Annotated in this window: 9 protein-coding genes; 5 read left to right on the top strand and 4 right to left on the bottom strand. The window is 72.9% G+C overall.

What is annotated here, in order from left to right:
• Nucleotides 1–68 precede the first annotated feature (68 nt).
• Complete coding sequence (locus Athai_RS14310; protein WP_239156930.1) at nucleotides 69–1,517, top strand: Hsp70 family protein; 1,449 nt, start codon at nucleotides 69–71, stop codon at nucleotides 1,515–1,517.
• A 261-nt stretch (nucleotides 1,518–1,778) separates the two neighbouring features.
• Here Athai_RS14310 and Athai_RS14305 read toward each other — a convergent pair whose 3' ends face one another.
• The 4 genes from Athai_RS14305 to Athai_RS14290 are packed head-to-tail and all read right to left on the bottom strand — an operon-like array spanning nucleotide 1,779 to nucleotide 6,554.
• A complete protein-coding gene (locus Athai_RS14305; protein ID WP_203961939.1) occupies nucleotides 1,779–2,468 on the bottom strand; it encodes a hypothetical protein in 690 nt (229 codons plus the stop codon).
• 6 nt (nucleotides 2,469–2,474) lie between these two features.
• Nucleotides 2,475–4,352 carry a dynamin family protein gene (locus tag Athai_RS14300; protein ID WP_239156929.1) on the bottom strand — a complete coding sequence of 626 codons (1,878 nt, stop codon included), beginning with the start codon at nucleotides 4,350–4,352 and terminating at the stop codon, nucleotides 2,475–2,477.
• A complete protein-coding gene (locus tag Athai_RS14295) occupies nucleotides 4,349–5,014 on the bottom strand; it encodes a nucleotide exchange factor GrpE (protein WP_203961938.1) in 666 nt (221 codons plus the stop codon). The genes Athai_RS14300 and Athai_RS14295 overlap by 4 nt, the downstream gene beginning before the upstream one ends.
• Nucleotides 5,015–5,048: 34 nt before the next feature.
• Complete coding sequence (locus tag Athai_RS14290; protein WP_203961937.1) at nucleotides 5,049–6,554, bottom strand: dynamin family protein; 1,506 nt, start codon at nucleotides 6,552–6,554, stop codon at nucleotides 5,049–5,051.
• A gap of 211 nt (nucleotides 6,555–6,765) precedes the next feature.
• On the opposite strand from Athai_RS14290, the gene Athai_RS34145 reads away from it, so the two are divergent.
• The 4 genes from Athai_RS34145 (at nucleotide 6,766) to Athai_RS14270 (ending at nucleotide 12,858) form a co-directional block, all read left to right on the top strand.
• Nucleotides 6,766–9,312 (top strand): LuxR C-terminal-related transcriptional regulator, encoded by a 2,547-nt coding sequence (locus Athai_RS34145; protein WP_239156928.1) that lies wholly within the window; start codon nucleotides 6,766–6,768, stop codon nucleotides 9,310–9,312.
• A gap of 37 nt (nucleotides 9,313–9,349) precedes the next feature.
• Complete coding sequence (locus Athai_RS14280; protein ID WP_203961936.1) at nucleotides 9,350–9,898, top strand: LuxR family transcriptional regulator; 549 nt, start codon at nucleotides 9,350–9,352, stop codon at nucleotides 9,896–9,898.
• A gap of 252 nt (nucleotides 9,899–10,150) precedes the next feature.
• The gene (locus tag Athai_RS14275; RefSeq protein ID WP_203961935.1) at nucleotides 10,151–11,032 is read left to right on the top strand and encodes a hypothetical protein; all 882 of its coding nucleotides are present in this window, start codon (nucleotides 10,151–10,153) and stop codon (nucleotides 11,030–11,032) included.
• A 401-nt stretch (nucleotides 11,033–11,433) separates the two neighbouring features.
• Nucleotides 11,434–12,858, top strand: coding sequence for a cytochrome ubiquinol oxidase subunit I (locus Athai_RS14270; protein ID WP_203961934.1), 1,425 nt, complete (start codon nucleotides 11,434–11,436; stop codon nucleotides 12,856–12,858).
• The last annotated feature ends 12 nt before the right edge of the window (nucleotides 12,859–12,870 follow it).

Raw genomic sequence — 12,870 nt, 5'->3', positions numbered from 1 at the left:
CCGCCCCGCCGGCACACCGGGCACGGGCACCCGGGCAGTATCGTGTCCGGCGAGGAGGGAGATCTTGTATGCGCGTGCTCGGAATCGACTTCGGCACGTCGAACACAGTGGCCATGCTCCGAATGCCCGATGGGCGGGTTCGGCCACTGTTGTTCGACGGGTCACCGCTGCTGCCTTCCTCGGTCTATCTGGCCCCCGATGGCCGGATGCTGGTGGGGCGGGACGCGGAGCGTAACGCCCGGGTCGACCCCACCCGGTTCGAACCGAACCCGAAGCGCCGCATCGACGACGGCACCGTGTTCCTGGGCGACCAGGAGATCCCGGTGCCGCGGGTGATCGCGTACGTGCTGGAGCAGGTGATCACCGAGGCCCGCCGGCAGATCGGTGGGATGCCCGAGCAGTTGCGCATGACCCACCCGGCCCGGTGGGGTGAGCGGCGGCGCAGCCTGCTGGTGGAGGGTGCCCGGCTGGCCGGGCTGCCCCGGCCGCAGCTGATCGCCGAGCCGGTCGGCGCCGCGTCCTACTTCACCGCCGTGCTGGGCACCGCGGTGCCGGTGGGCCGATCGCTGGCCATCTACGACCTGGGTGGCGGAACCTTCGACGCCACCGTGGTGCGCCGCACCCAGTCGGGTTTCGAGGTGCTCGCCGAGGAAGGCCTGCCCGACGTCGGCGGTCTCGACTTCGACCACGCCATCATCGAGCACCTCGGCAAGACGTACTCGCAGTCGCACCCGGAGCTGTGGGCGCGGTTGATCAACCCCCGTGAGTCCGGTGACCGCCGCTACCGCCGCATGCTGTACGAGGACGTGCGCGGCGCGAAGGAGATGCTGTCGCGTACCTCCAGCTCGGACATCCACCTGCCGGCGCTGGAGGTGGACGCGCACGTCACCCGCGAGGAGCTGGAGTCGCTGATCCGCCCGCACCTGGAGCGGACGGTGGAGTGCCTGCAGCGCACCATCTCCGAGGCCCGGCTGACGCCCCGCGACCTGGTCGGCATCTTCCTGGTCGGCGGGTCCAGCCGGATCCCGCTGGCCGGGCACCTCGTGCACACCACCCTCGGGGTGGCGCCGACCGCGCTGGAGCAGCCGGAGACCGTCGTGGTGGAGGGTTCGCTCGCGGTGGGCGGGCCGCCCAACCAGCGTCCGGCGATCCCGCCGCGGCCGGTACAGCCGCAGCACCGGCCGCCGGTCCGGCCGGCCCCGGCCGGCAACCGGCCCCCGGCCCGGCCGGTGATCCCGAGCCCGCCGCGTCCGGCGCCGACCCCGGCGCCGCGCCCGCCGGTACAGCAGGCCGGCCCGCGCCCGCCGGTGCAGCAGGCGCCGATGCGGCCCACCGCCGCCCCGATGGCGGCGCCGCAGCGGCCGATGGCCGCGGCGCCGCCCGCCGCCACCGCAGCCGCCGAGGACGGCTCGGGGCGCAACTGGTACCAGGAGCCGGCAGTGGTCGGCACCCTGGTGGTGGCGGTCGTGCTGGTGCTGGCGTTCGTGGGCCTGCTGGTCTACGCGGTGGCTCGCTGACCCGCCGGGTCGGCACACCGGCGCGGTCCACGCCAGTCGACCGCGCCCAGGCGGAGTAGTGACAGCCGCAGGTCGTTCGCGACGGGTCGTGAACGACCTGGGCTGAACGACCATGCCGGCACCGGCAACCGACCGTGCCTGGCAGCAGCGATCGTCGCTGGTGCCAGCCACGGTGGCTCGGTGCCGGGCCAGGGATGGGATGGTCCGGCACCGGAAACAGGGGCCCGGCGCGGGGCGGACTCGGTGGCCCGGCGCCGCGGGTCAGCCGCCCGGGGCCCAGAAGCGGGCGAGCGAGCTGGTGGCGGGGTCGTCCGAGCCTGCCAGTGCCTGCCACGGGTCGACACCGTCGGGCACCGACCGACCGTCGTAGTCGAACAGGTCGGCGGCCGAGCCGGCCGGCTGCGCCCCCGGATCGGACGGGCTCTGCACCGACAGGTCGTGCTGCTCGCCGAGCACGGCGGGATCGCTCCACGGGAAGCCGTCCACCGGCTCCGGCGGCTCACCGATCTCCAGCTGCGGCGGGAACACGTCCTCGGCCGCCCAGGCCGGATCGTCGCCCACCAGGTCGAGGTCCGGGTCGGTACCGGGCACCGGGTCGGGGTCGAGGTCCGGCGCCTGCTGGTCGTCCTCGTCCACGTCGCTGAACGGGTCGGTGCCGGGCACGTCCGTCGGCTCGCCGCGGCCGTCGTCGTCGGACAGCTCGCCGTACTCCAGCCCGAGACCGTCGCCGGCCCCGTCGTGCGACCCGGTGTCGGGATCGAGATCCTGGTCGTGCTGGTCGACGTCGAGGTGCTCGTCGCCGTACCCGTGGTCGCCCAGCCCGTGCTCAGCCAGCTCGTCGCCGTCCAACCCGCCGGTGACCGGGTCACCGGAGTCGGTGTGGTCGGTCCCGTACCCGTCGTCGGCGCCGCTGTCGTGGTCGCCGAAGATCGGCCCGCCGTGCTCGTCCATGGCCGACTATCCCCCCTGCGTGTCCGACGGGGCCGCCGGCGCGATGCCGCGCGCCTTGATCAGCACCTCGTCGAGTTGTTTGATCCGGGCCCGCAGCTGCTCGCGCTCCTTCTGCAGGTCGGCACGCTTCTTCTGCCGGCTGTTCTTGTCCTCGACCATCGTCTTGTCGATCTCGGCGATCTGCCCGTCGAGCTGCTTGAGCCGCCGCTCGATCGCCTCGTCCAACGCCAGTGTCAGGGCGTACTGCAAGTCGGTGAATCGGGTCGCGATCTCGTCGGACAGTGCCGCCCGGGACTCGCCGAGCACCTCCCGCAGCCACACCTTGGCCTGCGACCGGTTGGCCTGCACCTTGCGCCGCCACATCATGAACGCGCCGGCGGCGAGGCCGATCCCGACCCCGACGACCGGCACCACGATGCCGCCGGCCAGGGCGGACGCGCCGAGAGTCGCGCCGCCGGCGCTGGCCAGCGAGTACAGCCCGCGGCCGGTGCTGAAGGCCGACATCACCACGAGCGACTGGTCGCCGGAGCCCTCCTTCTGTGGCTTGGCGGTCATCGCGGTGCGCAGCTTGGCGTTGAGCCGGCGCAGCACGTAGTTGAGCTCCTGCGGGCTGAACACGCTGGCCAGGATGCGCTGCCCGATGACCCGGAACCGGTGCTCCAGGTCGGCCGACAGTCGGATCGACACCGCGTACAGCGCGCGGTCCACCTCGTACGGCAGCTTCTTGATGTCGCCGCCGGAGCCCTTCTCGATGGTCTTGCCGAAGTCGTCCTGCAGCTGGGTGATGTACTTGCGCAGCCGGGACTGGGCGTCGACCCGGGCCCGCTGGGTCTCGGTGTTGAGCGCCAGCGACCACTGCTTGGTCTCCGACCGCTTGCGCGAGTTGACCTTGCCGCGTTCCTCCTTGAGCCGCTCCAGCAGCGCCGGGTCCGGGTCGGCCGACTTCATCCGGTCACCGACACTCAGGTCCAGCCGGACGAACTCGGTACGCACCGCGCGCAGCGTGTTGGCCGTCTTGAGCGCGGTGCCCTTGGCGGCCAGCCCGATCAGCCCGTGCTGCAGTTCGGCGACCCGCGACTCCTTGACGATCTCGGCGGCGGCGTCGGCGGGCATCTGCAGCGCCAGTTCGGCCAGCCGGGACGAGACCGGGAAGAACGGCGCGGAGGCGAACCGCGGCGCGTGCGCGCGCAGCAGCGACCGGTCGTCGTCCAGGATGGTCCGCCACCCCGGGTACGCGTCGACCTTGGTCAGCGCGAACAGCACCATGTTGACCCGCTTGCTGGCCTCGATCAGGAAGTTCAGTTCCGGCTGGGAGAACGGCGCGGACGCGTCGACCACGAACAGCAGCGCGGTGGCCCGCTCCACCGCGTCGAGGGCGACCTCGGCGTGCAGCGAGTCGAGCCCACCGACACCGGGGGTGTCCAGCAGCGAGGCGTACTGCAGCATCGGCGCCGGGTGGAAGATCTCCAGCCGGCGTGGCGGCCGGACCCCCTCGGGCAGCCGGCCGAGCACGGTGCCGTAGTCGCGGATGTCCTCGATGCGCACCGGGATCGGGTCCTCCCGCCCCGGGATGTACGCCTGCGCGGCCGGCTGCGGCCCGTGCACGAACTCCAGGTACGAGCTGGTGGCGACGGCGGCGTCGACCGGGGACAGGTTCGGTACCCCGATCAGTGCGTTGGTCAGCGAACTCTTGCCCCGCTTGGTCTCGCCGACCACCACGATGCTCGGCACGGTCTGCTCGCGACGGCGGAGCACGTCGAGGTCGGACGCGGCGTCCGGGTCGATACGGCGCAGGTGTGCGAGGCCCGCGTCGACCGCGCCGCGCAGCAGCTTCTCCAGAGCGGCGGTGTTCGAGGCCTGGTTGGTCTTGGCCGGTGCGCTCACTGCCGTCCCTCTTCCTTGTACACGGTGACCACGGGGGCGCGTAGCACGACACCGCGGTCGACGTAGCCGGGTACCTCGACCGCGGCGATGGTGCCGGCGAGGGCCGAATCGGTGGTGGGGGTGGCCCCGCCGGCCTCATGGTGCGCCGGGTCGAACCGGGCGCCGACCGGCGCCACGGTCGTCACACCCACCTCCTGCAGCGACCGGCCCAGCACGTCGGCGATCGCCTTGCTGGTGGCGCGATCCCGCACGTACACGCAGGTCTGGATCAGGCTGCCGCGCTCGGTCTCGGCCTGCTCGGCGCGCTGGGCGAGGCCGGGGTCGGCGCCGGCGGCGGGCGGCGCCGAGGTGACCGTCGACTCTTTGTCGTTGTCGCGGCGGGCGGCGAACAGCAGCGCGACGGCGACGCCGCCGGCCAGCCCGGCGCCGACGAATCCGACCGCGGCGGTCTGCACCGAGAAGCTCGACTCGCAGCCGGCGCTGCGGCTGATCACGCCGCGGCCGTCGGAGCTACCCGGTGCGGCACCGTCGGCCGGGGTGGTCTGCACCTGCAGGGTGCAGGTCCCGGTCTTGGCGCCGACCCAGCCGCCGACGATGCCGGTGAGTACGGCGACTATCGCGGCGACACCGGCGGCGACGACGCGGAGGTTGCTCGAGGACATGGGGGGCTCCTTTATCCGAAGCGCATCGCGCGACTCAGGCGGGCTGACTCTTTCGAACCTGCTGGGAGAGCAGGAAGAAGCCGCGGTGGACGACATGGGCGATCCGCGCCTGGGCGGGGCTGGCACCGGCGACCGCGAACGCCCGCCACCGCGTCGCCGCCTCCAGCGCCGCCTTGGCGAGCTGCTCGACGGTGGCGCCGGACATGCCGAGAATCCAGTGCGGATCGTCGGACAGTGCCAGCCGGGTCAGCTCGTTCTCCATGTCTTCGGGCAGCGCCACCGAGCCGGTGGTGACCTGCTGCGCGACGTCCAGCATCCGCAGCCGGTGGTACTCGGGCTGCTGCAGCACCCGCTCGACGGCGTCGCGCAGCAGCTCACGGTCGGCGGGGCGCTCGGCGTGCCCGGCGATCTTCTCCAGGCTGGTCAGCGCCCAGCCGGCCTTGATCGCGTCGGTGCGCCAGCGAAACGCCCGCTCCAGGGTGGAGCGGGCCCGCGGGAAGCCCGATGCCAGGAACAGCTGCTTGACCAGCTCGCCGGTGGCAAGTCTCGGGTTCGCGACGAACTGGGCCACCGCGAACGACACGCCGTAGATGTCCAGCAGCCGCAGCAGCCGCTCCCGCTGCGCCTTGGACACCGCGCAGTCGCGGGCGATGAACAGGTCGACGGAGGCGAGCAGCACCTGTCGCTCGGTGTCGGACATCGACGCGATGGTGCGCAGCGCCTCGCAGTCCGCGGCGGTCAGCCGGCCGGCCTCGGTGGTCTCGGCGAGCAGCCCGATCACCGGTACCACGTCGGACACCACCCGGCGCAGCACCTGGCCCTGCTGGTTGGCCAGCGGCTCGGCCACCGGCCACGGGTCGCCGGTACCGGAGAGCTTGTCGACCTTGTTGAACAGGCCGAGCGAGTTGATCGGGTTGCTCGACAGCTTCGAGGACATCGACTGGAACGACTTCAGCGCCTGCAGGTCGTCCTCGCGCACCGACTGGGTGAACACGTACACGATCGCCTCGGCGCCGGACAGCGCGCCGGCGGAGTCGTCGTCGATGTCGTCGTCGATCGGCGCCTCGTTGAACAGGAACCGGCGGGCCTCGTCGGAGATCGACGAGTTGGTCGACGACAGGCCGGGCGTGTCGACCACGGTGAGGTCTTCGAGCCGGTCGGAGGTGAGCGTGACATCGACGTAGGCGACCTCGTCGCGGGGCACCCCGAGCTTCTGCGGGATCATGCCCGACTCGTCCAGCGGCAGGCTGGCCCGGGAGCCGTCCCGGCGCACCACGTCGATCCGGTCTGTCGTGCCGTACCGGAACTGGGTGACCAGCCGGGTGCACTCGCCGACCTCGGTGGGCGCCACCCGCCGTCCGATCAGCGAGTTGACCAGGGTCGACTTGCCCGACTTGAGCCGGCCGGCGATCGCGACCCGCAACGGCTCGCCCAGCCGGCGGGAGATGTCGACCACGGCCGCCTGGGTGCTGCCGGCCAGTCGCGGCCCGCACTCGCCGCACAGCGCCTGGACCCGGGAACTGAGGGGACCCGAACTCATCGCAACACCCCGGAATCGCCGTGTGTGACGACTCGACCACGGTGTGCCGCGAAGCTCTCGGCGCCGTCCATGTCGGTCATGGCCGGTGGTACCTCCTACTACTCTGGTGGCAGGCCTGGTGTGCGTGGCCGACGCCTGCCGGCACACACACTAGGCATATCCTCACCGACCTAGGATCCCGGATTCGTGCCAGCCCGCGGGGGAGGCCCACGTGCGTGACGCGACTGCTGGTCAGACCGGCGCCGACGCGCCGAGACTCGACCAGCGGCCGACCGCGCCCGCGCCCGATCCGATCGCGGTGGCGACCGGCCGGCTGGCCCGGCCCGGCCTGGTGGTGGTCACCGGCGCGCCCGGCGCCGGCCGCAGCGATGCGCTGCGGGCGGTGGCCGACCGGTTCGGCGGCACCGTGTTCGCCGGGGGCGGCCTCGCCATCCTGCGGGCGGTGCCCGGCCTCGCCCTGTCCCGGGCGGTGCGGGCCCGGCTCCCGATCGAGGACGGCGCGCTGACCGCCGAGGCGGTCCGGTCCCGGGTGCGCGGCGGGCTGCTGGTGCTCGACGACCTGCAGTGGGCCGACCCGCTCACGCTCGGCACGCTGCCGGCGCTGGCGGCGCACTGCCGGGTCCTGGTGTCGCTGCGTACCCCGCATCGGCTGCCCGCGGCTGCCCTGGCGGCGCTGCGCGAGGCCTGCGACACCTGGCTCGCACTGCCGCCGCTGACCCCGCAGCAGGCCACCGAGCTGGCCCGGCGGACCGCCCCCGGGCTGGGCGCCGCCTCCCTCGCCGAGGTGGTGGCCCGCGCCGGCGGCGTACCGCTCGCGGTGGAGACGCTCGCCCGGCACGCGGTGGCGCACCCGGAATCGGTGTCGCGGCAGCCGGAGCCGGACGATGCGGGCAGCGCCGGAGCGGTGGCGCACGCGGTTGCCGACGCGCTGGCCGACCTGACCCGGCCGGCCCGGACCGCGATGGCGGCGTTGGGCATGCTGCGCCGGCCGGCGGCGCGTGGCCTGCTGGGCGCCGGCGTGGCCGAGCTGGTCGACGCCGGGCTGGTGGTCGCGCAGCCCGACGACGGCGGGGGCACCCTGATCGCCGCCGTCTCGCCGTACGTGGCGGAGGTCGCGGCCGGGCTGCTCGGCAGCGACGAGCGGGCCGGGGTGCACCGGCGGCTCGCCGAGCTGGTCCCTGACGCCGAGGCCGCCCGGCACCTGGCCGCGGCCGGTGACGACCAACCGGCGTACCAGCGGGCCGTCGCCGCGGCGGCCACCGCACCCACCGCGGGGGAGCGGGCCGACCTGCTGTTGCTGGCCTGCGGGCTGGACGGCGCCGAACCGCGTCCCGCGGTACGCCGGGACGCCGCCGCGGCGGCGCTCGCGGTCGGTCGGCCACGAGCGGCGCTGCGTGCGCTGGGCGACGCCGTCGACGCCGACAGTGCGGTGCTGCGCGGCGAGGCGCTGTTGCAGCTGGGCGAGGCCGCCGAGGCGGTCGCGGCGGTGACCGTGGTGCCCGACGCCGCCGAGCAGCAGGTGGTCGCCGCCCGCGACCGGGTGCTGCTGCTCGGCACCCTGGGCCGCGACCCGGCCCGGGCGGCCGAGCTGGCCGAGGCCGCCGCCCGCCGGCACGGCCGCCCGCCGGAGCACACCGGGCTGCGCGCCGCGCTGGCCGCGGTGGACGCCGCCGGCCGCCGCACCGGATGGGAGCGCGAACTGGCCACCGCCACCGCGGCGGCCGGCGCCGCCGGGGACGCACTCGCCGCGCGGTGGAGCGCATGGCTGCTGGTGGAGACGCTCGCCGCGGACGGCCGGCTGGCGGAGGCCGCGGAGAACGCCCGGCTGGCCGCCGACGCGTGCGGGAGCGACCTGGCGTACTCGTGGCAGACCCGGTTTCTCGCCGCCGAACTGTGGTGCACCGCGCTGCGCGGCGAACAGCTCGACGACGTGGTGCGCCGCGCGGTCGCGCTGGTCGACCGCACCCTGCCGGCGGTTGCACACGGGTACGCGACGGCGGCGGCGGCGCTTGCCGAGGCCGACGGCGGGCTGCTCGCCTCGGCCCGGGCCCGGTTGGGCGCCCGACCGGCCCGGCCGGCGGCGAGCGTTGCCGGTCTGCTGGACTGGGTGGCCGCCGAGGCGGCCTGGCTGGATGGCCAGCCGGAGGCGGTGACACCGCTGCGGCCGGCCGGGCGCGCCCCGCTGCTGGCCGGGCTGTCGCAGATCACCGGGCGCTGGGTGGCCTACGACGCGGCGGGCGGTGACCGGGCGCCCGAACTCGACGGTGCCGAGCTGGCGGCGCCCGCGCAGGCGACCCTGGCCGCCTGGCAGGCGGTGGCGGCGGACCCGTCGAAGGTCACCGAGTTCGACCCGGCGGCGACCGCCTGGCACGACGTGGCGCGCCGCGAGGAGGTGCGCTGCCTGCTCGCGCACGGCCTGTACGAAGCGGACGCGTCCCGCGCGGTGCCGCCGCTGCTGCGCGCCGAGCAGGTGGCCGAACAGGCCGGCCTGGTGGTGCTGCTGGGCCGCACCCGCCGCGCGCTGCGCCGGCACGCGGTGCGGCGGGAGACCCGGGGCCCGCGGGCCGGGATGGAGCTGACCGACCGGGAGCGCGAGGTGCTGCGACTGGTGGCGCAGGGCGAGCCGACCCGCCGCATCGCCGGGCTGCTGGGCATCTCCCGGGAGACGGTCGAGACGCACATCCGGGCGGGGATGCGCAAGCTGGGGGCGAAGACCCGGACCGAAGCAGCCGGGCTGGCGTTGGAGTTGCTGCAATGAGCGCGCGACAGGCGATCCCGGCGGGAGGGCCGCGCTGATGGGCGGGCCGGCACCGCGCTATCTGGTGGCTTCGGCGGCGGAGGCGACGATCGTGCTGCGCCGGATGGCGCGTTCTGGCTGGCGCACCCGGGAGGGGTTCGCGCTGCCGGAGGCGGCCTGGGACGTGGCCGAGCAGCGGCTGATGCTGTTCGGCCGGGTACCGGACATCGACACCGCGGCACTCGCGGTGCTGGCGGCGGCCCGCGGCGCCGGGGTGGTGGTCATCGCCGACGATCGCTCCGAGCCGGGTCGGGCGGTACTGGCCGACCTGTCCCGGATCGGGGCGGTGCTGCGCGACCCCAACGTCGACCCAGTCGACGATGCGGCGGGACACGGCGACGACGGGCTGCCGCTGACCGACGAGCAGCGGCAGCTGCTGGACCGGCTGGGTGCGGGGGAGACGATCGCGGCGGCGGCCGAGGCGGAGTTCCTGTCGCTGCGCACCGCGAACCGGCGCATTGCCGAGGCGCGCAAGGCGCTGGGGGTGCGTACCACCCGGGAGGCGGTGCTGACCTACCTGCGCAGCGCCCGCGGTGAGACGGCCTGAGCCGGCCCTGCCGCGCGGTCAGGGCCTGGCGGAGCAGATCGAGCGAGGTGGGTGCACCGCTCAGAGGGAGGCAGGGTGTGATGAGTGGATCTTGAGAGGGTGGGCTTGGTGTTGACACACCGGCGACCGGAGTACGCCAGGAAGGTGCCGTAGAGCCGTGACTGTCATGGCAGGGAGGCCGCGGCCTCTCTGCCATGTTCGATTCGCACACCACATCGTCCGGTGCCAGATCGTGAAACGGATCCACTGCTCATGAGCATCCTGGCTCTTCGTGAAGACCAGTACGACCAGGTGGCCTGGCTGACGATCGTCCGCTTCGGCCGTCATGCGGAATTCTGGGCTTCGCGGCCCGGGCCCGGCGAGAGCCTGACCGAGGTCGCCGAACTGCTGCGGCCGATGACCAACCGGCCCGGGGATGTTGGCGACCCGGTCTTGGCGGGGCGGTTGGCCCACGAGGCGTTGCGGATGATGAACGGGTTCGGCGAGGAGCCGACCGGCGCGTCGTACTATCCGTTCAAGACCGCCGAGCTGCTGGCCATGTCGGCGGAATTTCTGCTGGGCAGCCCACGCAACACCAAGGCTTTCGCCCTTCTCGTCGAGTGGCTCGACCGGTTTGCCCGACACCTCGACTGGCAGATGAAGACATCCCGGATCTGGCCGGACCGGCCGGGGCAGTTCACCTCGGACGAGGAGGACCTGCGGCGTGCCTTCGCCCGGTTGACGGGTTCGGACGGCAAGGCGTACGCCGAGTCCTGGCGGGACATGTCGGAGTTGGCGGACTTGCAACTCTGGGCCCTACGATGCAGCCTGTCCCGGGAGAGCCGCTGCGATTTCGTCGTCATCGCAGACATAACGGCCGAACACCTGCCCCGCGCCGATCTGAGTGGAGTCCGGATCACGGCGACGAAGCGTCCGGTCATCTACTTCCACACCAATGCCGACCACTTTGACCGCCAGGACCGCCCCAGCTTGTTCATCCATGTCTGGGACCGCGACCCAGACGTCGTCTGCAGGATCGTCGAGGTGCTCGGCAGTAGGGCGCGCTGGGTGGACGTCCGCGATCCGTCTGGCGCACTGATCGAGGCGGCTCGCTACCGGGAGGTCAGGACGCCCTCGTTCGATCGCTGGCGGTAGCCTCCCGATCCGGCTGAAGACCCTGAGGGGTGCAGCCGAGGCAGAGGCAAAGGTGCCATGAGTCGATCTTGAACGTCGTACCACAGCGGGCGTGCAAGCCACGGGCGACCCAAGATCAGCCGCGGTAGGTGCGGTCGGGGATGGGGTTTCCGGCTGAGCTTCGTCCCCTCCGCTGGCGTGGTTGCAGCCACCGTACGGATCTGCATCGTCGCGGTTGAGCTGGCGCGTCCGCCCGGCCGCGGGTCATCGGTATGACATCGACGTGCGTGGCGGCGGTCGATCTGGGCCGGCTCCGCCGAGACGGGCATCTCTGCAACCAAGATCGGCGATCCGCCGGCGCCGTGTCTCTACGTCGTGTAGAATCTTCTACGGCCTGTAGAAGATCTTGTCCGGGGGTACTCGTGGGCACACTGGAACTGGCGCGCTGGCAGTTCGGCGTCACCACCGTCTACCACTTCCTGTTCGTCCCGCTGACCATCGGCCTGTCCTTCCTGGTCGCCGGGATGCAGACCGCCTGGGTGCGCACCGGCCACGAACGCTGGTACCGGCTGACCCGCTTCTACGGCAAGCTGTTCCTGATCAACTTCGCGATGGGTGTGGCCACCGGCATCGTGCAGGAGTTCCAGTTCGGAATGAACTGGAGCGACTACTCCCGCTTCGTCGGCGACGTGTTCGGTGCGCCGCTGGCCATCGAGGGGCTGCTCGCGTTCTTCCTGGAGTCCACCTTCCTCGGGCTGTGGATCTTCGGCTGGGGCCGGCTACCCAAACGCATCCACCTCGCCTGCATCTGGCTCGCCGCGGTCGGCACCGCGCTGAGCGCCTACTTCATCCTCGCCGCGAACTCGTTCATGCAGCACCCGGTCGGCTACCGGATCAACCCGGCCACCCACCGCGCCGAACTGACCGACTTCTGGGCGGTGATGACCAACTCCACCAACCTGGTCACCTTCCCGCACACGATCGCCGCGTCGTTCCTGACCGGCGGCGGGCTGCTCGCCGCCATCGCGTTCTGGCACCTGCGCCGGCGCCGCGACGACGACACCGACCCGGCGGCGGCCGACGGTCGGCGGGTCGCGTTCCGGTCCGCGGCCCGGGTCGGCACCGTCACCGTGCTGATCGCCGCGATCGCGCTCGCGGTCACCGGCGACATCCAGGGCAAGATCATGACCGAGCAGCAGCCGATGAAGATGGCCTCCGCCGAGGCGTTGTACCACACCGAACAGCCGGCGGCGTTCTCCATCGTCACGATCGGCAGCCTCGACGGCAAGCACGAGGTGTACGCGATCAAGGTGCCGCGGCTGCTGTCGTTCCTCGCCACCGGCAGCTTCGACGGCAAGGTCGAGGGCATCGACAACATCCAGGCCGAGTACCAGAAGCTCTACGGGCCGGGTTCCTACACCCCGATCATCCCCGTCACGTACTGGAGCTTCCGGCTGATGATCGGGCTCGGCCTGCTCGCCGCCGCGGTCGCGCTGGTGACGCTGTGGGCGCTGCGCCGGGGCCGCACGCCGCGCTCCCGCATCCTGTACCTGCTGATCATCGCCCTGCCGCTGCTGCCACTCGCGGCCAACTCGTTCGGCTGGATCTTCACCGAGATGGGCCGCCAACCGTGGCTGGTGTTCAGCCAGCTGCGTACCGGTGACGGCGTCTCGCCCGGCGTGTCCGGCGGCGAGGTGCTGACCTCGCTGATCGCCTTCACCGCCCTGTACGGGGCGCTCGCCGTGGTGGAGGTCGGGCTGATGCTGCGCGGCATCCGCGGCGGCCTCGGCGACGAGCGACCACCCGAAGCCGACGACACCGACAACGGCGTCGCGTTCGCCTACTAGAGCCGCATCCGG

Source organism: Actinocatenispora thailandica (genome assembly GCF_016865425.1).
GTDB lineage: Bacteria > Actinomycetota > Actinomycetes > Mycobacteriales > Micromonosporaceae > Actinocatenispora > Actinocatenispora thailandica.
The sequence above is the reverse complement of the archived record's forward strand: the minus strand, read 5'-3'. Positions and strand labels throughout refer to the sequence as shown.

Bases quoted from the DNA above. Each gene is read 5' to 3' on its own strand.
- Athai_RS14275 (WP_203961935.1), top strand. From the start codon at position 10,151: ATGAGCATCCTGGCTCTTCGTGAAGACCAGTACGACCAGGTGGCCTGG.
- Athai_RS14290 (WP_203961937.1), bottom strand. From the start codon at position 6,554: ATGAGTTCGGGTCCCCTCAGTTCCCGGGTCCAGGCGCTGTGCGGCGAG.
- Athai_RS14310 (WP_239156930.1), top strand. From the start codon at position 69: ATGCGCGTGCTCGGAATCGACTTCGGCACGTCGAACACAGTGGCCATG.
- Athai_RS14280 (WP_203961936.1), top strand. From the start codon at position 9,350: ATGGGCGGGCCGGCACCGCGCTATCTGGTGGCTTCGGCGGCGGAGGCG.
- Athai_RS14295 (WP_203961938.1), bottom strand. From the start codon at position 5,014: ATGTCCTCGAGCAACCTCCGCGTCGTCGCCGCCGGTGTCGCCGCGATA.
- Athai_RS14305 (WP_203961939.1), bottom strand. From the start codon at position 2,468: ATGGACGAGCACGGCGGGCCGATCTTCGGCGACCACGACAGCGGCGCC.